This window comes from Coprococcus intestinihominis (assembly GCF_040096555.1).
GTDB classification, from domain to species: domain Bacteria; phylum Bacillota; class Clostridia; order Lachnospirales; family Lachnospiraceae; genus Coprococcus_A; species Coprococcus_A intestinihominis.
The window spans coordinates 1-22,166 of sequence record NZ_JBBMEK010000012.1 but is presented as its reverse complement, the minus strand read 5'-3'; the positions used below and the strand labels follow the sequence as shown (position 1 = coordinate 22,166).

General features: G+C 44.8%; 22 protein-coding genes and 1 tRNA gene. 7 read left to right on the top strand and 16 right to left on the bottom strand.

Annotated features, from left to right (window positions below; genetic code table 11):
- Positions 1-54: 54 nt before the first annotated feature.
- Complete coding sequence (cuyB, locus tag WMO25_RS01925; protein ID WP_349083775.1) at positions 55-753, bottom strand: cysteate racemase; 699 nt, start codon at positions 751-753, stop codon at positions 55-57.
- Positions 754-931: 178 nt separating this feature from the next.
- Here cuyB and WMO25_RS01920 point away from each other — a divergent pair, with 178 nt between their 5' ends.
- Positions 932-1,237: a DUF1292 domain-containing protein gene (locus WMO25_RS01920; protein WP_349083773.1), complete on the top strand. Its 306-nt coding sequence runs from the start codon at positions 932-934 to the stop codon at positions 1,235-1,237.
- 77 nt (positions 1,238-1,314) lie between these two features.
- Here the strand turns inward: WMO25_RS01920 and dapF are convergent, their stop codons facing one another.
- From dapF to WMO25_RS01880, 8 genes are all read right to left on the bottom strand, one after another.
- Entirely contained in the window at positions 1,315-2,238 is a 924-nt protein-coding gene (gene dapF, locus WMO25_RS01915; protein ID WP_349083771.1) for a diaminopimelate epimerase, read from the bottom strand.
- A 35-nt stretch (positions 2,239-2,273) separates the two neighbouring features.
- A complete protein-coding gene (locus tag WMO25_RS01910) occupies positions 2,274-2,417 on the bottom strand; it encodes a hypothetical protein (protein WP_015513188.1) in 144 nt (47 codons plus the stop codon).
- Positions 2,418-2,454: 37 nt separating this feature from the next.
- Entirely contained in the window at positions 2,455-3,171 is a 717-nt protein-coding gene (locus WMO25_RS01905; protein ID WP_349083769.1) for a hypothetical protein, read from the bottom strand.
- 597 nt (positions 3,172-3,768) lie between these two features.
- On the bottom strand, positions 3,769-4,692 hold the full coding sequence (locus WMO25_RS01900) for a hypothetical protein (protein WP_349083768.1): 924 nt from the start codon (positions 4,690-4,692) through the stop codon (positions 3,769-3,771).
- Positions 4,693-4,860: 168 nt separating this feature from the next.
- A complete protein-coding gene (locus tag WMO25_RS01895; RefSeq protein ID WP_349083767.1) occupies positions 4,861-6,540 on the bottom strand; it encodes an acyl-CoA dehydratase activase in 1,680 nt (559 codons plus the stop codon).
- Positions 6,540-7,817 carry a 2-hydroxyacyl-CoA dehydratase subunit D gene (locus tag WMO25_RS01890; RefSeq protein WP_349083766.1) on the bottom strand — a complete coding sequence of 426 codons (1,278 nt, stop codon included), beginning with the start codon at positions 7,815-7,817 and terminating at the stop codon, positions 6,540-6,542. Before WMO25_RS01890 ends, WMO25_RS01895 begins: the two co-directional genes overlap by 1 nt.
- Before the next feature lie 254 nt (positions 7,818-8,071).
- Positions 8,072-8,686 (bottom strand): hypothetical protein, encoded by a 615-nt coding sequence (locus tag WMO25_RS01885; protein WP_270258552.1) that lies wholly within the window; start codon positions 8,684-8,686, stop codon positions 8,072-8,074.
- Between the two features lie 434 nt (positions 8,687-9,120).
- Positions 9,121-9,193 (bottom strand) — tRNA-Lys (locus tag WMO25_RS01880).
- A gap of 341 nt (positions 9,194-9,534) precedes the next feature.
- Between WMO25_RS01880 and WMO25_RS01875 the strand changes: the two genes are divergently transcribed.
- A complete protein-coding gene (locus WMO25_RS01875) occupies positions 9,535-10,884 on the top strand; it encodes an AI-2E family transporter (RefSeq protein WP_349083764.1) in 1,350 nt (449 codons plus the stop codon).
- 111 nt (positions 10,885-10,995) lie between these two features.
- Here WMO25_RS01875 and WMO25_RS01870 read toward each other — a convergent pair whose 3' ends face one another.
- The 3 genes from WMO25_RS01870 to WMO25_RS01860 all read right to left on the bottom strand — a co-directional run bounded on the left by WMO25_RS01870 (position 10,996) and on the right by WMO25_RS01860 (position 12,982).
- The gene (locus WMO25_RS01870; protein ID WP_349083763.1) at positions 10,996-11,280 is read right to left on the bottom strand and encodes a hypothetical protein; all 285 of its coding nucleotides are present in this window, start codon (positions 11,278-11,280) and stop codon (positions 10,996-10,998) included.
- Positions 11,258-12,235 carry an aldo/keto reductase gene (locus WMO25_RS01865; protein WP_349083762.1) on the bottom strand — a complete coding sequence of 326 codons (978 nt, stop codon included), beginning with the start codon at positions 12,233-12,235 and terminating at the stop codon, positions 11,258-11,260. The genes WMO25_RS01870 and WMO25_RS01865 overlap by 23 nt, the downstream gene beginning before the upstream one ends.
- 177 nt (positions 12,236-12,412) lie before the next feature.
- Positions 12,413-12,982, bottom strand: coding sequence for an N-acetylmuramoyl-L-alanine amidase family protein (locus WMO25_RS01860; RefSeq protein WP_250799663.1), 570 nt, complete (start codon positions 12,980-12,982; stop codon positions 12,413-12,415).
- Between the two features lie 134 nt (positions 12,983-13,116).
- Between WMO25_RS01860 and WMO25_RS01855 the strand changes: the two genes are divergently transcribed.
- The 3 genes from WMO25_RS01855 (at position 13,117) to WMO25_RS01845 (ending at position 14,687) form a co-directional block, all read left to right on the top strand.
- Positions 13,117-14,067 carry an AEC family transporter gene (locus WMO25_RS01855; RefSeq protein ID WP_349083760.1) on the top strand — a complete coding sequence of 317 codons (951 nt, stop codon included), beginning with the start codon at positions 13,117-13,119 and terminating at the stop codon, positions 14,065-14,067.
- 167 nt (positions 14,068-14,234) lie between these two features.
- Entirely contained in the window at positions 14,235-14,420 is a 186-nt protein-coding gene (locus WMO25_RS01850) for a hypothetical protein (protein WP_015513177.1), read from the top strand.
- Positions 14,421-14,438: 18 nt separating this feature from the next.
- Positions 14,439-14,687, top strand: a complete 249-nt coding sequence (locus tag WMO25_RS01845) for a spore coat protein (protein ID WP_117539378.1) — start codon at positions 14,439-14,441, stop codon at positions 14,685-14,687.
- A gap of 148 nt (positions 14,688-14,835) precedes the next feature.
- On the opposite strand, the gene WMO25_RS01840 is transcribed toward WMO25_RS01845, so the two are convergent.
- Positions 14,836-16,863 carry a molybdopterin-containing oxidoreductase family protein gene (locus WMO25_RS01840; RefSeq protein WP_208728524.1) on the bottom strand — a complete coding sequence of 676 codons (2,028 nt, stop codon included), beginning with the start codon at positions 16,861-16,863 and terminating at the stop codon, positions 14,836-14,838.
- A gap of 27 nt (positions 16,864-16,890) precedes the next feature.
- Positions 16,891-17,364 carry a pyridoxamine 5'-phosphate oxidase family protein gene (locus WMO25_RS01835; RefSeq protein WP_215689087.1) on the bottom strand — a complete coding sequence of 158 codons (474 nt, stop codon included), beginning with the start codon at positions 17,362-17,364 and terminating at the stop codon, positions 16,891-16,893.
- A 324-nt stretch (positions 17,365-17,688) separates the two neighbouring features.
- On the opposite strand from WMO25_RS01835, the gene WMO25_RS01830 reads away from it, so the two are divergent.
- The gene (locus tag WMO25_RS01830; protein WP_349083757.1) at positions 17,689-19,047 is read left to right on the top strand and encodes a C-GCAxxG-C-C family (seleno)protein; all 1,359 of its coding nucleotides are present in this window, start codon (positions 17,689-17,691) and stop codon (positions 19,045-19,047) included.
- A gap of 125 nt (positions 19,048-19,172) precedes the next feature.
- Positions 19,173-20,045 (top strand): hypothetical protein, encoded by an 873-nt coding sequence (locus WMO25_RS01825; RefSeq protein ID WP_349083755.1) that lies wholly within the window; start codon positions 19,173-19,175, stop codon positions 20,043-20,045.
- On the opposite strand, the gene thiW is transcribed toward WMO25_RS01825, so the two are convergent.
- Positions 20,042-20,545: an energy coupling factor transporter S component ThiW gene (gene thiW, locus WMO25_RS01820; RefSeq protein ID WP_227083416.1), complete on the bottom strand. Its 504-nt coding sequence runs from the start codon at positions 20,543-20,545 to the stop codon at positions 20,042-20,044. The genes WMO25_RS01825 and thiW overlap by 4 nt on opposite strands.
- Positions 20,546-20,966: 421 nt before the next feature.
- A partial coding sequence (locus WMO25_RS01815) for a S8 family serine peptidase (RefSeq protein WP_349083753.1) occupies positions 20,967-22,166 on the bottom strand: 1,200 nt, incomplete at its 5' end.

Here is a 22,166-nt window from a genome sequence, read left to right as displayed (position 1 = left end):
TTTTGACAATTCACCTATCACGCAATGATTATTCAGAAGCTTTCCACATCGTGTTTATTGGTATTTCTTTCCCGAGAATTCTATTACTCTTTTTGCCAGAATTTCCATCGGGTCAATATACCAGTCTGACAGTTTTTCATCATTCTTAATCACAGAAAGCTCTGTACAGGCCAGCAGCACACGGCTGCATCCGGCTTCCAGACAGGCATCTTCTATCTTCTGCCAGCTTGCCTTGTCACATGGCAGCCCTTTTTTAATACGATCATAAATCTGATACATGACTTCTTTCTGAATATCTGCATCAGGTACCCATGGAATCAGATCTTCAGCCTCCAATGCACGCTGGTACAGTCCTGCTTTCACTGTTCCATCCGTTGCCAGTACCGCAACGACACTGCCCGGATGAAGACTGGCCACCTCTTTGGCCGATTCCCTGATCATGGATATAAAAGGAATTCTCAGTTCATGTTCAATCATATCCATAAAGAAATGTGCGGTATTGCATGTCACAACCACCGCCGTACAGCCATATTTCTCCAGAAACTTCGCATCCTCCATCAGTCTGTTATAAGGTGCATCATATTTTCCATCCAGAATAGCCCCTGTTCTGTCCGGCATCGTCACATCACTTAAAATAAGCAACGGCACATGATCCTGATCACATTCTGCCGCCGTATGTTCTGTTATCATTTTATAAAAAAGCTGTGAGGCCAGCGGCCCCATTCCGCCAATGACTCCTATTGCGTCTTTCAATCCATGTCCTCCTCTCGAACATTCTGAACAATATTATCATTATATTCTAACTACAAAAAAATAGCAATAAAATCAGTTGATGTATTTTGTTCTGCCATGGTATAATACCTGTGAAACAGCCTGAAATTTTAATTATTGATGGTTCTGAAGCCACAGCCTTCAGAAGAAAGGACTGAACATGAGCGATTTTGATGAAACTCTCAACGAAGAAGAACTGAATATTATTACACTGACCGATGAAGACGGCACAGACAAGGATTTTGAATTTCTGGATTTAATTGACTTAGATGATAAGGAATATGTTGTTCTTCTTCCGGTTGAAAGCGAAGATGAAAATGCAGACGGTGAAGTAATTATCCTTGAAGTCCACCCTCTGGATGAAGAAAACGAAGAATACCTCAGCATTGAGGATGCAACTACCCTGAACAAGGTATTTGAAGTATTCAAAGAGAGATTCAAAGACAATTTTAATTTTGTCGATTAATTCATATGAAGGCAACAGGGAGACTGTGATTCCACCACTGAATCACAGTTTCCCTGTTATTTTATTTATAGCTTCAATTATCTGGTGCCATTATAAAACGAAGCGATGGGAATGTCAAAATATCCTTCAAAAACATATTCCGTCGGCCCCTCCATCAGCATCCGCCCATCGGCAAGATAAGCTGTGGTTAAGATGCCTCCGGGCTGCCTGACCTCCACATTTTCATCATATCTGCAATATCCCTGCCATACGGCCGCCGCTGTCACGGCACAGGCGCCGGTGCCACAGGCCATAGTTTCTCCAGATCCACGCTCAACGACTCTCATTTTGATGTATTTTTCTCCGGTGACGGCTATTTTTTCAACGGCTGCGGCTTCGACATTAACGCCGTCTTCATTACCAGGCAAGGTATGGATCAATTCCGCTGCCTTCTTCAGCGGAAATGCTTCGACATTTTCTACAAAGAAAATACAATGGCGGTTGCCTGCCGATACATACTGCACCGGAAAGCTGCCGCCTGTAAAATCTGTCCATTCTTCCTTTGCTTTTAACAGGACTCTCTGCTCCCCAAGGTTAGCCATTACACCCATGTCTACCCGAACAGATGTTATATGCTCTCCTTCATCTGTTTTTCTGATATAAACGGACCTTATGCCGCTGTCAGTCTGCACCTGAAAAGACTGATTCGTGCTAATGCCATGGTCATAGGCATAGCGTGCCGCACACCGGATACCATTACCGCACATGGCACCCCTTGAACCATCAGCATTATACATTTCCATCCGGAAAGCAGCTTCTTCTGAGGGCTGAATAAAAATTAAGCCGTCGGCACCGATTCCCGTATGCCTCCGGCTCATCATAACCGCCAGCTGGCCTTTTTGCTCCAACGGCCATGCTGCAGGCTTTGACATCCGACTGTCAAAGCCGTCCATATAAATATAGTCATTGCCCAAACCATGCATTTTTGTGAAGAAAAGGCGCATATTTTCACCCTTTTTCATTATTCTATGCATGCTGCGGCAATTGGTTCTAATGTTTATTTCTTTTTCTTCGCATAAATAAACATGCCGATTAAAATAATCACTACCACAAGGGCAATGACACCAAACTTCGGCAGCATTTCGCTCATTGAACCGGCTTCCTTGGATACAGCCGTTGCAGCTGTCAAAATATAATTCATTATCTTCCCTCCTTGATTTCTTCATCCTGGTTAATCGTTAAATGTAGCTATCACAAAATTCCTCCGCCGAGGCTGCCATAAACCGCTCCAATGATCCAAGTTCAAAGACCTGTATTCTCTTCTCGTCGCCGGCATGGCATTCCTTCTTCAAATGATCCAGTTCTCTGCAGATCATCTGCATATCCTGCAGGTTAACTTCCTCCGGCGGCGACATCGGAATGCTCTGCCATTTTGGTACTCTGAGGTGATATTTATGAATAAAGTAACCGTTGAGTTTTGTGTAATCTCCATAATAATAATCAATGGAGAAAAACTGACTCACCGGCACGCACTTCTGAAGCCGTTTGATCTCCACTTCCGCAATATGGGCTTTCCTATATTCCGGTTCCCCGGTACAGCCATAAAAGGCCATGACTGTCGGCCAGTATTCCGTCACATAACGGGCATCCAGATGCAAATGCGCCAGATAGCCAAGCATCACCGGCTCATTCAGCCGCTGTCCGTATTCATCTGTAAAACGGGCCAAATCCGGTCCCAGTGCCAGACATTCCAGCTTATCCGGGTCCCAGAAATGTGAAAAACGCTTTTCCCCTTTTAATCTGGTATCCGGAAGCAGGGTACCCGTAAGAAAAGCCTGCTCAAAAGCATCATCAGTCTGCCTGAGCTTACGCATCTTGTCCAATATCAATTCCGCCTCTGCCAGATGAATCACATATCCCGGCATCCTGTCACCTCCGTTTTCGCAATCTGCCATCCATCACCGTTAAAAACTTCTTTCTCTTTGCCTGTCCCACACTTCAATATGCAAGACATCACGCATCTAGTATACCATTTTCAGCCTACCTGACACAAGCCTAAAACACAGCGAAATGTTTGTCACCTTTTCGCCTATGTTACAACTTTTACATAACTATGTTACACATTTTGACTTTATTTGTCACGAAACCTGTGCTATAATTCAATCATACAAAAGATAAAACTTCTACAAAACACCAAAGATAAAGCACTTTGCAGTTACCATGAGAGAATCCCTTTATCCTCTTTAGAACACGAAAGACAAAAACTTCTCATAAAACACAAAAGATCTCACTCCTGATGATCCATTGCAAACCACAAAAGATACATTGCAAGCTGCAAATGATTCATTAGCAAACACAAAAGATGAATTACCAAAGACAACTGCTTTATCAAACTACCAAAGACAAGTTTTTACATGCACAAAAGACAAACACCATGGCGCTTCCAATCGTCATGGTGTTTATCTTTTGTAATCTTCAAGACTCTCTGGTGAGTCCTGAGCGAAATTCGAGTCTGCTGTGCAGACCTGTTTCTTATTCGAATTTCTGCACTTCTATAAAGCCCTGTTGAAATCATCCATCACATCCATTGTGCCCACAACCTTCTGCTTGGACAATGGCCGCTTGATCAGGAACCAGGCCAGACCACCCAGGAAGAAGATAAGCTGGAACCAGGATTCTGCCAGATTATCCGGCGAGAAGGCAATCTGAATGACTGCCGGCCATTGCTTCAGCACTTCTCCGATGGCCAGCTCATAGTACTGTGCAATGAGATAGACCATTTCACAAAACAGATACAATACCATTGACAGAATACTGCAAAGGGTAACTGTCACCATGCCGGTCCTTCCGTAAGGCCCATGGAACAGCTTGTATCCGCCTAACGCTGCGAACGTTGCCAGGACAAAAAACCAACCATAAGATCTTTCTGCAAAGATGCCGATTGCCAGTGCAATCGCCATAAAGAGCACTGCACCTGCGAGAGCACCGATGATTCCCATTGCCAGATTGCCCTGACCGGACAACACAACATCCCTCGTCCTGTCTGTATGATACTGATGACACCGCACATGGACTCGCCTGTATTGATTATTATAAATGGCTGCCATATCACATTCGCCCTGTCCGCAGTAAGGACACTTGTCTTCCTCAACATAAGGAGCTGCGTACTGTTTGATGATCTCGCGGAGCGCACCATACTGCTCCACCACACGGTTCGGCTGTGACAATACTGTGGTTATGCGGCTTGTTTTCTTATCAAACCCGCACTTGACCCCTTTGACTGCCTTCATCTGCTCATTGAAGATCTCATGTTTCGCCTCATATACCCTCTCCGGCATATAGGCACTCACCTGAACATAATACCTGTCCTCTTTCAATGTCACCGGACAGCCGTCAATCTCTTCCGCTGCAATACCACCGCTCCATGTCAACCCATAAGCTTCTGACAAAAGTTTGAATATCTTTGCCTGACTCATAACATTTCCCCCACATATTCTATTATTAGTCACTGACTGTCCATTCATTATATCAAGCTCCCAAATGCACTGCAACCATTTGCACTGCATATTCAGGCATCTCAAACACCGCCGGTCATTTTCTCACTGCGTATTCGATCTTCTCAAATATCGCTGCGATTTTTACCATTACTTATCTAATCCAAAAAGTGCTGCACCCAGGGCGCCCACAATCTCCGGTTCCTTACAGATAAAAAGTTTACTGCCAAGCTTTTCCTCCACCGCTTTGACAACACCAGGATTTTTAGCAACACCGCCCGTCATCATAAATGTCTCATTTAATCCGACACGTTTCAACAAAGAATAGGATTTATTGGCGATGGCTTTATGCAGACCATGAGCGATATCCGCTTTTTCTTTATTTAAAGCAATCAGAGAAATAACTTCCGATTCCGCAAAAACAGAACACATGCTGCTGATATCAATGTCTTCCTTCCATTTCAGGGATTCCGGCCCCATTTCACTGATATCCATTTCCAGTGTTCTTGCCATCATTTCAAGGAAACGGCCTGTGCCGGCAGCGCATTTATCATTCATAACAAAATCCACCACTTCGCCGTTTTCATTCAACCGAATGGCCTTGCTGTCCTGGCCGCCGATGTCGAGAATCGTCCGCACATCCGGATTAAAATAATGTGCGCCCCGTCCGTGACAACTGATTTCTGTCACATTTTCATCTGCAAAAGGAATACTGACACGGCCATAACCTGTGGACACAATCAGAGAAATATCTTCCCGCTTTAATCCGGCTCTTTCAAGAATTTCCGACAAAATTCTCTCCGCACTCTCGCCGCTTTTCGCCCCAGTACGGACAACATCAAAAGCCACGATTTCTTTATTCTCATTTAAGATAACAGCATTAGTTGATGTCGAACCGCTGTCAATACCAAGTACATACATTTTTCCATCCTCCGCTTTTTTCAGACTCTTTTTGCCAATTGAGGCACCCTTCGCAATTTTCAGAGATTCAATAAAGGCCTCCACTCTCGTTCGAATCTGACCCTCACACTGCTTGGTGGCATCTGTCTCCACCATCAGCATCGGGATATCCAAACGATGCTTCAAATCTGTGTACTCATAGGCATAGTTATCACAAAACTGCACTGTATGATAAAGAATACCGTCTAACCGATCCCTGAAACCTTCCATATAATTCTCTCTGTTGACCGCCTTTACCATACGAAGACAAGGTACCTGATTCAGCAGCTGCCATGCATAAGCCTGCAGCAGATTGTCCGGTTCTACATGAAATTCCCGCTTAAGACCTGTACAGGTCATATCAAATAAAATATCCACGCCTCTGTTTTCCAACAAATCAATAATGCCCTTGCTGCATCTGGCACCCATCAGACCGATATGCACGGAAGCCTTATTTTTCGGTGCGGTTCGAAGATTCTGCCCCGCTTCACGGCGTTCCAGCAGCTGTTTTAATACAATCTCATCAAAAATTTTCCCTGAAAATGCTTCATAGGCATGCACCATATCCAGAATATTTTTGCGATACATATCCGTGGAAAAATCATTTATTTTTCTCGGCACGTCCAACAGATACAGGAATTTACCCGGACACTGCTGTTTCAGCACATCGTACAGACGTCGGATGCTGTCACAGCATGTAGTAAGTACAACCCCTTCATAATCCCCGGCCAGCACATCCTCCAGCACTGACTTGGTAAATGAGCAGATATTCGGATGCATCAATGTATCTGCCTGGTTGAAATTGGTCACTTCCGGCTGAATTCGTCCGATTTCGACACCCATGGCCTCAAAAACTTCCACCGGTGTATATTTACATACATATCCAATCATCAGTCCTTGTCCTCCTCAATATTGTCAATCAGCTCCAGAAATGCCTGCAGACGCGTCTTGATCTGTCCGTCATGACTGTTTCTTCGATCCAGGGCATCTCCGTCAAGAATCAGCATCGGTACATTTTCCTCACGCATGGCTTCTTTTAAAAGCATCACGCCGCCGGAGGACTGCTTGCAGCCCCAGTGGCAGAAATGAATCACCGCATCCGACTGAAATTCTTTGACAAGATGACGTATCATCTCAACCTTTCTCTCATACGGTCCATTATAAATATTCAAAATCATCTTTTTTGCCAGTGCTTCCAGAGGATGTGCTGCATCCAACGGTTCCATGTAATCCAGATTCAGATCACAGGCCTGAATGTAGTATTTCTCCTGATAATTCATATATTGCTGTAAAGTTTCCTGATAGTAAGGCATCAGATGTACCCACAAAATGCCCTTTCCATTAAATTCCGGATAAGTTTTGACATCTTCTGCCAGACATTTAAAGAAATCAAGAGTTTCCCGGGTACCGATATTCAAATGTGAGGCAAACAGCATATACAGATCCAATGTCATGGTATTTGGATAATATCTGTGCTTCTGTTCTTTCAAAAAGGCTTTGTAATATTCTTTTGATTCATTTTCACGTTGGATTGCCGCCTTCAGATCATTCATATCCAGCTTCTGCCCGGTTTTTGTCTCCAGCAATTCGATCAGCTCCTGAAGCTGTCCCACCACATAACGCTCTGCTTCCGGCGAGTAAGTATTCGGAATATCCAGCACATAACTACCCACCTGATGTTTCTGCTCCATATGCCGAAATGTGTTGATATTGCCATCACAGATCATGGATGTAGTCACTGACATGGCTGCTTTCGGCAAGACACCGGAATCCACACCACCGATAAAATTCTTGTGATAGGAACAAAGTGTTGAAGCAATGCCCTCATTCTGTGCATAATCAATGAGATAATCTTCTATTTTAAAACCGGACATAAATGATGACAGACACTCCATGGACACACACTGCAGACCAAAGCACTGCATAATCTCCACCGGGGCAAAAATATTCGTCCAACAGGATTTCTCCGGATGATCCAGAGCCTTTAACACACTTTCCATCGCCAGATGGGTCAGCATACGAAAAGCCTTCGGCATCTCTTTATTCGGAAGCAGTTTTGTTCTTGCATTCTCCGCACGCAGTCCCAGACGAATCATGGAGCGCGCACGTTCAGGCTTTACACCTGCTTTATCCTTGATCAATTCGCCATATTTTTTAACGTAATCCATACAAACTCCTTTGATATTAAAAGTAAAAATACTTTTCATATGGTAGCATGTTCACTGAGTAAAGTCAATGGCTCTGCTGAGGCTGCAGGCCATTCCAGTAATGCTCCAGGCCATCCAGACAGCAAAAAAGATGCCTGTGACTGACTTTTTCTGCCAATCACAGACACCTCTGTTATATCTTCATTACGCCCAATGTTTATGGATTCTAATATGAAATTCAGGTAACTATTCAGGTTGTTTTGCAAACATATTATTTATGCTGCCTTTTCCTCAATCAATGCCGCAATGGCCTCTTCCAGTGTACCGCCTTCAACTGCCAGCGGAACCCCCGGTGTTGTCATGATGTTGATGCCGCATCCCTTTGTCTGAAGCCACTGACAGTCTCTCTCAAGTCTGTCAGCATCCAGCGCCAGGATATCCAGTACCATTCTCGCCTTGTTGCCCTCAGTTTCAATATAATCTTCAAACTCAGCCTGTTTCACTTCAACACTATCACCGGTTGTAACATCCAGCTTCGTGCCGCTGTAAACAGGAATCATCTTCACATTCTCGCACTCACCGAGCATTCGTCTGTATTCTTTCTCTGTCTCTCTCAGCTCATCGGTCTGTGCTCTGAACTTCTTCAAGGTCTCCATATCATCCAGATTGTTGTATCTGTCATCCTGAGTCCTCTTGTGGATTTCTTCCCTTGCCACCTTCAGGTTGACTTTGATTGCTCTGGCTTTGATCTCATCTCTGTAAAGCTGTTTCAGATACTCTGGCTTCTCGATAAATAAGATTGAATTGCCATCGATAAATACACTGTCTAATGTGTTCTGTCCTGTTAACATGTTCTGAACTGCTGTATTCTGTAAATTCACTTTAATCATAATCTTACCTCCGCTTTTACTACAATTTATTTTTATTCAGTAGATATTGCATAGAAGTAATGGCCGTTACTTATGTATTTTTTTCTGTACAATCATTATAGCACGATTCAAGAAGGATGGAACACCTAATTTGGCCAAATCAGACACAGCCTTCAATGTGTCTATTGTTGACACCGCAATTAACAATGTACTGATATTTATACAATTTATTCCTGGTTTATTATTTTGAAAAAAGTTACATAAAGCAGATAATACACGGTAAAATCAAGGTTTCACCATGTCTTATGCATCATATTATTCCGACAAACTTTTGCCAGGATTGTCTATAAAGTGGACATTCTGAAAGATTTGTAACAAAATCTGCTCAATCGTTTCCAAACACGAAAAAAGCACCGCCCCCGCAGCTCCTATGTCTGCAAAAACAGTGCTTTTGATGCGCCTTCAGGGGCTCGAACCCTGGACACCCTGATTAAGAGTCAGGTGCTCTACCAACTGAGCTAAAAGCGCTTACCCGTCATCCGAAGTGATTACCTCAGCGACGCTATTAATCTTACCGCAGAAATCTCTTTTTGTCAACAACTTTTTTAAAGTTTTTTTGTTTTTTTCAAATTTTTTTCAGAGTTTCCTTTTTCCTGTTGGCACAGCACCCTTTTCTGACCGTAGCCCGTCCTCTATCATTGCTTTCATCATCTATTAGTTGTCTGTTTTTGGCAAAAATTTATTTTTCATCTTGTATTTAGCATATCAAAGCGCATATAATAGAAACAGTATCTTTTGATTACCAAAGCATCCCAACAGATGCCTGGTTCTGTCCCTATATTTATTTTACCGGAGGCGAAACACACATTATGGCGTTACCAGAACACACACGGCAGCCCGCTCCTAATTCCGAGAAAAGTTCCGGAAAGAAAAAGAAGTTTGAATCCAACAACAAATACTTTTCCATATGTACTTATGTAGTTGCAACTTTTACAATCTGCCTGATCATTTTCAAGTTTATCAACAACTGGAGAGATATGCAGATCTATACATCTTCGATTTTATCGACATTGTCACCATTTTTGATTGCATTTCTGATTGCTTACTTTATCAACCCGTTGGTAAACAGGATTGACCACATCCTTTTCAGCCGGACAGCCTCTCAGAAGTTTGCAAAGCTGCACAAGTTTCTTTCTCTGCTGCTGGCCTATGTCATTGTCATCGGCTTTATTGCCCTTGTGCTGACATTTGTTATTCCACAGATTGTTGAAAGTATTCTGGAACTGATTCGTCAGTCATCCTCTTTGTATGACACGATCATGACGAATCTGAATCTGTTGAATGAACGTTACCCGAATATTGATTTTGCTTATATCATCGACACCATCAACAATGCGCTGCCGAATGCTATCAATTCGGTTCAGGCAGTGATGACCGACATCGTACCGATGATCTACAATGCCGGTATGTCCATTATCAGCTGGATTATCAATATCATTCTGGCCTTTGTTATTTCGTGTTATCTGATGTCCAGCAAGCATCGGATCATCCACGGTATGAAACGTATTATCTATGCATTATTTGACCAGGAGACCGCCTATAAGGTCATTTTCACAATTAAAGAATGCAACCACATCTTCGGTCAGTATATCATCGGCAAAGCGCTGGATTCGCTGATCATCGGCATTATCTGCTTTGTACTCATGTGCATTCTGCATCTGCAGTACGCACTGCTTATCAGTATCATCGTCGGCATTACCAATATGATCCCGTACTTCGGTCCATTTATCGGGGCTATTCCGGGACTGATCATTTTATTGATCATCTCTCCGAAACAGGCTTTAATTTTCCTGATTCTTATTTTGCTGCTGCAGCAGTTTGACGGAACCATCCTCGGTCCGAAGATTCTCGGAGATTCCACAGGACTTTCCCCAATCTGGATTATTTTTGCCATCACAGTAGGCGGCGCTACATGCGGCGTTGTGGGCATGTTCCTGGGTGTTCCGATTATCGCCGTACTTGTTTATCTGATGAATCATATCTTTGATTATATGCTCTATAAAAAGCACCTGAAGACTGATTTGTCTAATGTCATCATTCCGGAGATCAATCCTGATAATGTCTTCATACCAAAAGACTTTGATGCCTCAAAAGCCAATGACCCAAAAGCAGCTTCTGATGCCTCTGATACCTCATCGAGCAAAGAAAACTCACACTAAAAAGGCAAATTGCCTTTAAAACTAGTCGCCAAAAAGGCTGTGAAGAATGAATCAGAAACGATTCATCTTTCACAGCCTTTTTATTGGATGAAAACCTGTCTCCGGCTTTTCTTATTTCTGAATCATCACCGCCAAAGGTGCCGGCATCTGTACATCCATTAATATAAAATCATAATAACCTTCATCATGATCCGCAAAAATATCTTCCGCTAACAGAATGCGGCGACCTCGGAAAGCATCTTCATAATCTGCCTCTTCAGTCTTCACGGCTGTCTGTGTCTGCACATCCGCATGTTCTTCCATGGATGCCTCCGGCAAACGAAGAAATACCGAAAAATCAGAGCCCTTATCCGGAACGCTCTCCACAATAATCTCACCTTCTTTGGTAAACTTCACCGCATTGGACAGGAAATTGATATCGTTGTATTGCCTGATCCAGTCTGTGCATTTCATCCTCTGTCAGCTGCCATTCAAGTCCTGCACAGTTTTCCTCCACCTTCTTCCGGCTCTGAGCCCCCGCAATACACGACGTGATAAAAGGCTGCTGCAATGTCCAGTTCACAGCAATCTGAGCCAACGGAACGCCTCTTTCCGACGCTATGGCATCCATCACTTCCAACAGTTCCATGACCTTTGAAAAAAGTGGCTCTCTGAAATATGGATAAAAGCGATTTCTATTATCCGTCTCGCCAAATGTTCGCACTTCCCTGTATGTTCCTGTCAAAATACCTCCGCCAAGGGTCCCGTAACTCATAATTCCCATATCTTGCGCCGCAGCCCACCGGATGACTGCCTCATTATCCCCGTCCAGCATGGAGTACTGCGGCTGATAGGCCTCGATTTCACAATACTTTCCCGCCTCTTCTATCTGTTCTTTTGTAAAGTTGGAAACACCAGCATGCAGGATCTTGCCTTCCTTTTTCAACTGAGCCACCGCACCAATGGTTTCCTCCATCGATACATTCGGATCCGGCCAGTGCACCAGATACAGATCAATATAATCCGTCTGAAGATTTCTGAGAGACTCCTCACACTGTCTGCGAATCAATGCTTCCGAGCCGCAGCGGATATATTGACCGTCCACATATTTATTGCCGCACTTTGTCGTTAGAATAACATGTTTCCGGGCCCCCAGACAATGCAGTGTCTCGCCGATATATTGCTCTGCTCTTCCTGCATTATACGCCGGTGCTGTATCAATAAAATTAATGCCGCAATCAAGAGCCGCTTTGATTGCATCCATTCTCTCCTCATCTGAGTGTGCATCCCAACCGGCGCCACCGATGCCCCATGTTCCAAGACAAATCTCGGAAACTTCCAGTCCTGTTTTGCCAAACTTCTTATACCGCATGATATTCCTCCTTCAATGCCTTATCATTTGTTTCCTATTATATCATGATCGCCATTCGCCGTTCACGATGAACAAGCATTGCTTGCTCCCTCTCACTAACGCTCATTATATCATGTTTACATCTGTATCGACTTTTTTCACTGCCATATTTTTATTTTTCCTATTTTTATGCTCCAATTACTGGTCCATGCCAAAATAGCTGAGCATCCCTTCATAAATACCTCTTGCGAATTCCGACTGCATGGTCTCAAGCTTCCCCGCATCCCCTGCATTGGTCAGATAAGCCAATTCCACCAGAACCGCCGGCATGTTGGTTCTTCTGAGCACATACAGCGACGGATTTGCCCGAACGCCATTATCTTTGGTTCCCACAATATTAACAACGGCATTTAATATGTGCTGTGCCAGATAATAGGACTGAGTATATTTGCGGTAGACATAGACCTCTGTCCCATTAATAGCAGGATCTGTATTGGCATTAGCATGAATACTGACAAAATAATCTGCCGGCCATGCATTTGCCGCTCGCACCCTTGCCGCCAGACTTGTCGCATTGCTGGTCCCCAGACGTTCTTCCGGGGTATTCCGTGACAGGCGGACTTCAAAACGTTCATCCGCCCGCAAAAGCGCTGCCAAATCTTTTCCTACCTGATAAGTTATATCCTGCTCTTTCAGTCCAAAGCCCTCCGCGCCGGTATTCGGGCCCGAAGGATTATGTCCCTGATCAATAAATATCTTTATGGCCATCTGTTATACCCACCATTCCAAATTCATATATCAGCATATGCATCAGATACTTTCTGTGTGCATTGACATCAGACAGCGTGAATGTTACTCTAAACATCAGGAGATATATTTCAAAGAAAAAGAGGTTTTAACCAATGAGTAATTTTATGTTCAGCCTGAATGCAACACTGCCGGTCTTTCTGGTTATTGTTCTTGGCTGGTTTTTAATGCAGAAAAAGATGTTCAACGAGAATTTTGTTGATATCATCAACAAGTTTGTCTTCAAAGTATCATTGCCCGTCCTATTGTTCAAAGACATTGCCACCACACCGATCAAAGATGCTTTCGACCCGAAATTTGTCATTTTCTGTATGGTTGGCACCACCATCATGTTTATGGGCATCTGGGCATTGACAAGCATCTTTATGAAGGACAAGTCTATGGTGGGCGCTTTCACCCAGGCCTCCGCCCGGGGCAGCGCCGCCGTTCTCGGCATTGCCTTTGTCCAGAATATCTATGGCAATTCCGGTATGACACCGCTGATGATCGTTTCTGCCGTACCTCTGTACAATATTTATTCCGTCATCATTCTGACGTTTTGCGCCAACAATCAGGATCACTCAGACAAAGCGGCCACCATCAAACGCGCCTTCAAAAATATCCTGACCAATCCGATCATTCTCGGCATCGCCGCAGGTGTGCCTTTTTCTCTGCTGAATATCGAGCTGCCGCCTCTGGTATTAAAAACAGTGACAAATGTTGCCCAGACAGCCACGCCGATGGCACTGCTTGCTGTAGGTGCCGGTTTTGAAGGCCGCAAAGCCATCAAGAAACTGAAACCGACCATGATCGCCACCTTTATCAAACTGGTGGCCCTACCGGCCATCTATTTTCCATTTGCCATTGCCATGGGCTTCCGCGAAAGTGCTCTGGTGGCCATCCTCATTATGGTTGGTTCTCCGACAACGGTTACCTGTTACATCATGGCCAAAAACATGGGCAATGACGGTGTTTTGTCCTCCAGTATCATTGTCATGGCAACTCTGCTGTCCTCCGTCACACTGACTTTCTGGATCTTCCTTTTAAAAAGCATGGGACTGATCTGAATTTGAAAATTTTTCCGTACATAACGAAACGGCCACTGCGCACAATAGATACGTAAACATTGTAATGATTCCTTCACAGCATGGCAAATAATGCCTTTGAAACATTCAATCTGTAATGTTTCGTGTGATATTTTCATTACATGTAATTTTTCACAGGAGGTCACACTATGGACGAATTATCAGTATTGGATTTGCAGAATCTCCGCCATCTCATCGGCGGCTACGAAACCTCTCACAAGAAAATGATGGAATATGCTTCCGGCGCTTCCGATCCTCAGATCAAACAGTTTTTCCAGAAATCTGCCCAGTCGGCCATGCAGAACAAACAGCAGCTCATGCAGTTTTTCCATTAAAGGAGGTTTTTGAAAATGATCGATGAAAAAACAATGGTTGCCGACACACTGGCCGGCATCAATGGCGAATTAACACGATTTGGTGAAATGATTCCGCAAACAGAAAACAAACAGCTGAAACAGACATTAAAACAGCTTAGAAATGCCTGCGAGACTTCCCAGGAGGAAATCTATCAGCTGGCAAGAGCCCATCAGTATTATGTGCCGGCTGAAAAGGCCAGCACTCAGGAAATCCAGCATGTAAAGAATATTCTGACACAGGGATAATCTAATCTCATCCTGATCATTCCAAATCCTGCCGTGCTGTAAAAAAAGCTCCGAAACTCAGGTGCGCAGTCATCCAACACCTGTCTTCGGAGCTTTTCTTTTTCTTTCTGTCTGATCAGACTGTTTTCTCTTTTGAAGCTTAATTTCTTTAAACGCGCTGTAACGGACGTACATCTACGCGATTATCATTCATGGTTGTTGCCGCACCGATATCTGACAGTCTGCCATGGGTCAGTGTATTAAACCCGCTGCCGTTCTGCGTCTGATGGCCGGCAAAAATCCCTTCAGATACCGCATTGCCCGCGGCCACCCGGTCATCTACCCGGGCTGTAAACTGCACTTCACCCAGCTCATTAAAGGCCATCACCGGCATACCGTCTGTGATCTGCCGTGTACCAGCATCCTCCGGATTCAGCCACAGCGTCATTTCCTTGCGGGATGCCATCAGATGCTCTCTGTCAAGGAATGTAGAGTTAAGACTCCACACACTTGGGGCGGCCACCAGATGCAGCGGATAGTCCTGACATTTTCCGCTGTAACCTGCCGTATAATGCGGCATCGGTTCTGCCAGTTTCTCATTGACGATCAGCATTTTGCCGGTTTCAGTGCCAAAGGCCAGATGATCTGAAAATGGCAACGCAATAGAACCACCCTGTCGGAGCGTTTCCTTCGCCTCATCGGAAGTCTCTGCAATCGCCCTGGTCGGATGACTCAGCAAAATATCCAGCATCTCATTCTCTGACCGGTCAAAATAATCATCCGCATACCCCATGCCTTTTGCCAGAAGGCAGAATGTATCCCAGTTGCTCCTGCATTCTCCCGGTGCATCCACCAGTTTACGGCCTGTACTCAGGGTACAATACCCATAAGCCCGATAAATATCCGTCTGTTCCACAGAAAATGTGGCCGGCAGTACAATATCCGCATATCTGGCAGTATCTGTCATAAAGCGTTCATGCACAACGGTAAATAAATCTTCCCGTTCAAGTCCCCGGATAATCAGCTGCTGATCACTGACTGTATTGGCCGGATTGCATCCATACACATAAAATCCCCGAACTGCCTCTTTGCCTTCCATGGCAAGGGCCTGCCCGATCTGATTGATATTGATCTTTCTTGCCGGCTTCTTTCGGAAATCCGGACGGGTGATCAGCGATTTATTCACATAATCCGTATCAATCGGCGTACAGCCACATAATCCGCCGCCAGGATGCTGCCATGCCCCGGTCAGCGCGGATAAAATCGTAATCAGACGCACCGTCATACCGCCATTGCCGTGGCGGGAATTGCCGCTGCCCAGTATAATGGCCGGTGCCTTGGCCTGACCAAATTCTCTGGCCAGCTGCCGGATCACTTCTGCCGGAATACCGGTTTCACTCTCAGCCCATTCCGGGGTATAGACATCCAATGTCTCTGCAAATGCCGGATATCCACTGGTATACTTCTCCACAAAAGATTTATCCACCAAATGTTCATTCTTAAGCACATGCATCATGGATAAAGCCAGTGCCCCGTCTGTTCCCGCCTTGATGGTGATCACCTGGTCACAGTACGCTGCCGTCGGGTTCGGATACACATCGATCAATATTTTCTTCTTATGTCTGTTGGCCGGTTTCTGCAGATCCGCCAGAGTCTGAAGTCTTGTGGCTGCCATATTACAGCTCCAGATCAGATACAGATCACTGTCGTTTAACTCTGTCGGCTCAAGACATCCGGTTTTGCCCACAACCGCATCATAGCCGGCACCTTTTGCCGATGAACACAGTGTTTTAACAAGTTCCGACGCACCCATGCGGTTAAAAAAAGCATCTCCGCAGTTACGCTGAATATCGCTCATGACGCCGGAATAGACACAGGGTAAAATCGCCTCGGCCCCCCATTTCTCTATGATTGCTTTAAACTGATCTGTAATCTCCCTTACTGCCTCGTCCCAGCTAATGGGCTCAAACTTTGCTTCACCCTTTCTGCCCACACGACGCAGAGGTGTCCTCAGCCTGTCTGCTGAATAAATATCCTGCTCATAGTGCTGCATCTTGCGGCAAATGCCGTTCTTTGACACCGGATGTGTCTTATCATTCTTCACCTTGATCAATCTGCCGTCTTCAATCTCTGCCTCAAGTCCACAGGTGGAAGGGCAGTCATACGGGCAGGACATTTTATGAATTGTTGTCGCCATCTTATATCCGTCCTTTATCATCTATATCTATTTCTTAAAACGTCTCTTGCCGGTAAATTCTTCAACAGTGATCTTCAGAATTTCAACCGCCAGTGTATGCTTCGCTTCCATCACAAAATCTTCCCCTGTCTGGTGCTTCATCAGCAGTTCCAGGGCTTTAATCTTCTCATCCACATCCGTAATAATCTCACAATGTCCCCGGCCCACAACACTTGCATATCGGAAATTGTAAGCACAGGCATACTTTGCCGGGATCATTTCATGATCATAATCCATTTCAAAGCAAACATGATCGTCCTTCCGAAGCAGATCCAGTTTCTTTCCTTCTTTGGCACTGTGAAGATAAATCACTAACTGATCATTTTCATATCTGTACGCAAAATTCATAGCCACAATATACGGCCACTCGCCGTCCATCAACGCAATATGACACACTTTGCAGTGGTCGATAATATCGATCATCCCATCCACATCTGTTACTTCTCTGTCAGCTCTTCTCATCGCATATTCCCTCCGGATCCTTTTATATTATTTAATCGTAACTGTTCAGAGCTAACCTCCAAAATGCTACGCATTTCGTCGGTGTGGCGTATCCGCCAAATAAAATTTCAAAAACAGTCTTAAAAATGCAAGCATTTTATACCTGTTTTTTGAAATTTTGCTTGGCTCTGAACAGTTACATTTAATCATACCATAACTGGCATTCTTCATTGCCCCTTATAAATTTAATAGTAGCACGAAGTCTTATTAATTGCAAAACAATTAAAGACATTATGAAATGTCTATAGTATAATTAAATTATGCGAACACTCGAGGAGGTATTATATGTTACGTAAAATTGCAAATGATTTTTATATGAATCAGAATTATAACTGCGGGGAATGCATCCTGCGCGCTGCCAACAAGGCCTATGATCTCGGTCTTGATGAACGCGCATTAAAGCTGGCTTCCGGATTCGGCGCCGGTATGGGCTGCGGCAATACGTGCGGTGCGCTTTCAGCTGCCATGTCTGTGCTCAGCCTGCTTTTCTGCGGTGACAAGGCCCATGAAACAGAAGGCTTCAAGGAACTCTGTGCAGAATATGTTGACACTTTCAAGGCTTCCCTCGGCAGTGACAACTGTGAGGAATTGAAGGCGCGCTATCGTTATCCGGAGGGTGATGACCGCCGCTGCCTGATCACGGTTGAAAAGGCCGCTGATGTTCTGGAGGCATTTATTGCATCCCATCAGAGTGAACCTGCTTCCGATGCACCGTCTGAGACTCCTGTCAGTGCGGATGAGATTAAACGTCTGAAAGGCCTTGGCTTTTTGAATAATAAAGGCACGAACAAATTTAACGCCCGTGTCGTTACCGGCAACGGACGGATCACAACTGCCCAGGCGAGATGTATTGCCGATGCTGCAGCCCTTTACGGCAGCGGCCAGATCACCATGACAACCCGTCTCTCACAGGAAGTCATCGGCGTCGAATACGACAAGATTCCTGATTTTATCGCTTATCTTGCCAAAGAAGGCCTTGAAACCGGCGGTACAGGTGCCAAAATCCGTCCTGTCGTCTCCTGTAAAGGTACCACCTGTCAGTACGGTCTCATCGATACATATGCTTTATCTGAGAAAATCCATCACCTTTTCTACAAAGGCTACCGCGGATTAACACTTCCGCACAAATTCAAGATTGCTGTGGGCGGATGTCCGAACAACTGTGTCAAACCATCCCTGAACGACTTTGGTATCTACGGTCAGCGTGTTCCTCAGCCAAACACAGATCTCTGCAAAGGCTGTAAGAAATGTCAGATTGAAGCTGCCTGTCCGATCAGTCTGCCAAAGGTTGTTGACGGCAAGGTATTTATTGACCCTGACAAGTGCAATCGCTGCGGACGCTGCCTCCACAAATGTCCATTCCATGTGAACGAAGATTATATCGCCGGTTACTCCATCGTCATCGGCGGCCGTTGGGGCAAGAAAGTGGCTATGGGCAAACGGATCCCTAAGATTTTTACCACAGAGGAAGAAGTTCTTGCTACTCTCGAGAAGACAATCCTCTTCTTCGCGGAACAGGGACAGAAGGGTGAACGTCTCTCCGATACCATCCATCGCATCGGTTTTGAGAAAGTGACGGAAGAGCTGCTCAGTGATGATATCCTCAGCAGAAAGGACGCCATTGTGGGCGATGCACTCAAATAAATCTCTGTATCAGCCTTTCTGCTGTATATGAATAATGATTTGACAAGAACAATAAAGACTCCTTTTCATATGATATATCAGGGAACATGATTTCCCAGTACACTCATTTGAAAGGAGTCTTATTTATGCCTACTTTTTCCAATCAGGCACAGCTTTCCTATAATGGCATCACAGCCAATTCCAATATCGCTTACGGTCAGATTCTGGAAGTGTTAGCCGCATCAAAAACAGCACTTTCTGACACTTACACCTCCGGCGACCGTATCACTTATATCTTCAGTATTGTCAATTCCGGCACAACAGCCTTTAGCGACTTGACCGTCACTGACAATCTCGGTGCTTACAGCTTTACAACGGATACACCGGAAACTATCACCCTGTACCCACTCACTTACATTCCGAATTCCATGCAGCTGCTTATTAACGGCACTTTACAGCCTGCACCAACCGTCACCGCCGCAGATGGCATCACAATAACCGGTGTCTCTATTCCGTCCGGCGGCAATGCTGCATTTATCTACCAGGCTGATATCAATGATTATGCACCCCTTGCTGCAACGGGCAACGTGATAAACACTGTCCGTGTCACCGGCGCTCAACTGGCTGCACCGCTGACAGCCACACACACAATTTCAACAGCCACTGTACCTAATCTGTCCATTGTCAAAGGTATCTGTCCTGCTCAGATTGCCGAAAACGGCCGCATCACCTATACTTTCAGTATTCAGAATTATGGCAATACCGCCACCACCGATGATGATCTGGTTCAGATTAGAGACACATTTACACCGATTCTTTCGGATATCTCCGTCACCTACAATGGAACAGTTCTGCCGACATCAAACTACAGCTACGATCAGGCAACCGGTGTTTTCTCCACCAACGCAGGTGTCATCAATATACCGGCCGCCACATATGTACAAAGCCAGACAACCGGCGCCTATACACTGACCCCAGGCACAGCAACGGTAACTGTGACCGGCAATATTTCCGGTTAGCTGTTGATCTGCTGCTGAAACTTTGCCAGCACCTTTGTTTTCTTCATTGTCATTGTGATCACGATGGCCATGATCGTGCCACCAACAGTACTGATCAGAAATGGTACAACAAAGGTGAATAAAGCTGCCGTCTGATTGCCCATCAGCACTGCGGCAATCGGATAAGACAGCATGCCGCCGATAATACCTGTACCGACCACTTCGCCGATATAAGCTGCCGGCAGCTTTTTCATCCACTTGTACAGCAGACCGGATAATAGGGCTCCGCACATGCTTCCCGGGAAGGCCAGAAGTGTTCCAAGTCCCAGAATATTACGAATCAATGCTGCCAGAAAGGCTGCCGCCAGTCCATACCATGGGCCTAATAAAATGGCACACATGACATTCACCAGATGCTGAATCGGTGAACATCTCGACCCCAGAACCGGGAACGAAAATAAACTTCCTGCAACAGCAATGGCCGCAAAGAAGGCAGTTAATGTCAATTTTTTGATATTCATAACGCATTTCCTCTCTTTTGTACACATAAAAATAGCTGTCCTGACATCCGTCGACAACTATTTCTATAAAATATAACCGGATTTCCTGTATATTATACCCTTGCCGCAATCGTTTGTAAATAAAACCCGCCAATTTTACAATACATCAGATACCATGCATGAATTTTCTCTGCCACTTTCATTCTGCCTTTACGATCTCGTCATACATTTCTTCCACAGACCCAAATCTGCTATTCGGATTGGCATCAATTGCACGCCGCGCAATTCTTTCCAGTTCACAGGCTCTTTGCAGCTCACCCTCCCGGACAATTAATGAGGGATGATGCTCTGATTCAGCATACGCATAGATGGATGCCCGTGGAATTTCTTCCCCCTAAAAACGTCTATGCATTGCCTGATTTCTTTCAACATATTATTATAGCTATCTAACAATTCCGGTATAATCCTGCGGTATCATTGTATTTTCTATGGTATTGCTGCTCAAATCATGATACATATGGTTATCCAGTGAGGCAATCCATATCGTATTGCTGTCCTCCTCAAAAAGATTCTTAGCTGTATAGAGCATTTCCCCGCTATACACATCATCAGCAGATACATAAATTCCAATGGAATCATCCCCCAAATACTGCGGCAATTCCGTCTTATGTACCAGTCCGGTGGTTTCCTCGAGATTCCCATAAAAATCTTCCAGCATCCCTATGAAAGATTCCGGATAACTGTCCGATTCATACGGTGCCCCGGCTGTCTCCTCATAATCAGCCTCTGCCTGATCAGTGCCCTGACCATAATCCCACAACCCGACCGCTTGATTTATTTCATTGAGCTTCAAGGTACCTGACTGCACAGAAGCGGTTCCATCACTGCCCATCCTGAAGCTCCAGTAATTTTCAAGGGTAATTTGAGGCATCATCACCTGCTCATACTCCAACTGTACAAGCGACTCATCTCCGCCGCCATTGCCCCTCTGAAAAGCATAAAGATAAATCCGACACATACCATCCTTCTTCTCTGCAAAAACAGAAAGTCTGTTGTTCTGACAGGTTCGGCACAGCCAGTCAATATCAAACTTGGCGCCTGTGGCCAGCTCGACGGCTCCGTCATAATTCTCGAATACTTCCAGATACAATTTCTTATTATCTTCTTTCTCAAAGCGTACCACAAGCAGTTCATCGTCCCCGTCTCTGTCAAAATCCTCTATCAGCGCACTTAAAATGCCATCCGCAGGAGAATCATCCCCCTTTGACCAGGTCGGCAGTGAATTGTCCAGCTTCCAGGAATCCGTTGACATAATGCCATACTGCGGAATTAAGGTGTTTTTGAGATATTTCTGCCAAATATCATCTTCCTGTGCTTTCCCTTGAACAGCCAATACGGCTTTACCTATATTCAGCATAGGATGGATTGAATTGTCTAATGGGTCATAGGCTTCAGAAGCATTCTCAAGCAATATCTGTTTCACTTCACCTGCTGACAAAGAAGGCTGTATCTCCCATAGGAGAAGTGCTGAAGCTGCCACCATAGGCGCAGCCATAGAAGTTCCGCTTTTTTCTTTATAAAGTACTTTGTTTTCCCCTTTATTTGTCTCCTCATCGTCAGCAGAAATACAACTGTAAATATT

Coding starts and splice junctions, on each gene's coding strand:
- WMO25_RS01890 (WP_349083766.1), bottom strand. CDS start 7,817: ATGGATTACGTTAAAAAATATGGCGAATTGATCAAGGATAAAGCAGGT.
- thiW (WP_227083416.1), bottom strand. CDS start 20,545: ATGAATATCAAAAAATTGACATTAACTGCCTTCTTTGCGGCCATTGCT.
- WMO25_RS01850 (WP_015513177.1), top strand. CDS start 14,235: ATGGACGAATTATCAGTATTGGATTTGCAGAATCTCCGCCATCTCATC.
- WMO25_RS01920 (WP_349083773.1), top strand. CDS start 932: ATGAGCGATTTTGATGAAACTCTCAACGAAGAAGAACTGAATATTATT.
- WMO25_RS01825 (WP_349083755.1), top strand. CDS start 19,173: ATGCCTACTTTTTCCAATCAGGCACAGCTTTCCTATAATGGCATCACA.
- WMO25_RS01860 (WP_250799663.1), bottom strand. CDS start 12,982: ATGGCCATAAAGATATTTATTGATCAGGGACATAATCCTTCGGGCCCG.
- WMO25_RS01905 (WP_349083769.1), bottom strand. CDS start 3,171: ATGGCAGATTGCGAAAACGGAGGTGACAGGATGCCGGGATATGTGATT.
- WMO25_RS01885 (WP_270258552.1), bottom strand. CDS start 8,686: ATGATTAAAGTGAATTTACAGAATACAGCAGTTCAGAACATGTTAACA.
- WMO25_RS01875 (WP_349083764.1), top strand. CDS start 9,535: ATGGCGTTACCAGAACACACACGGCAGCCCGCTCCTAATTCCGAGAAA.
- WMO25_RS01855 (WP_349083760.1), top strand. CDS start 13,117: ATGAGTAATTTTATGTTCAGCCTGAATGCAACACTGCCGGTCTTTCTG.
- WMO25_RS01840 (WP_208728524.1), bottom strand. CDS start 16,863: ATGGCGACAACAATTCATAAAATGTCCTGCCCGTATGACTGCCCTTCC.
- WMO25_RS01835 (WP_215689087.1), bottom strand. CDS start 17,364: ATGAGAAGAGCTGACAGAGAAGTAACAGATGTGGATGGGATGATCGAT.
- WMO25_RS01895 (WP_349083767.1), bottom strand. CDS start 6,540: ATGATTGGATATGTATGTAAATATACACCGGTGGAAGTTTTTGAGGCC.
- WMO25_RS01865 (WP_349083762.1), bottom strand. CDS start 12,235: ATGCGGTATAAGAAGTTTGGCAAAACAGGACTGGAAGTTTCCGAGATT.
- dapF (WP_349083771.1), bottom strand. CDS start 2,238: ATGAAAAAGGGTGAAAATATGCGCCTTTTCTTCACAAAAATGCATGGT.
- WMO25_RS01830 (WP_349083757.1), top strand. CDS start 17,689: ATGTTACGTAAAATTGCAAATGATTTTTATATGAATCAGAATTATAAC.
- WMO25_RS01900 (WP_349083768.1), bottom strand. CDS start 4,692: ATGAGTCAGGCAAAGATATTCAAACTTTTGTCAGAAGCTTATGGGTTG.
- WMO25_RS01910 (WP_015513188.1), bottom strand. CDS start 2,417: ATGAATTATATTTTGACAGCTGCAACGGCTGTATCCAAGGAAGCCGGT.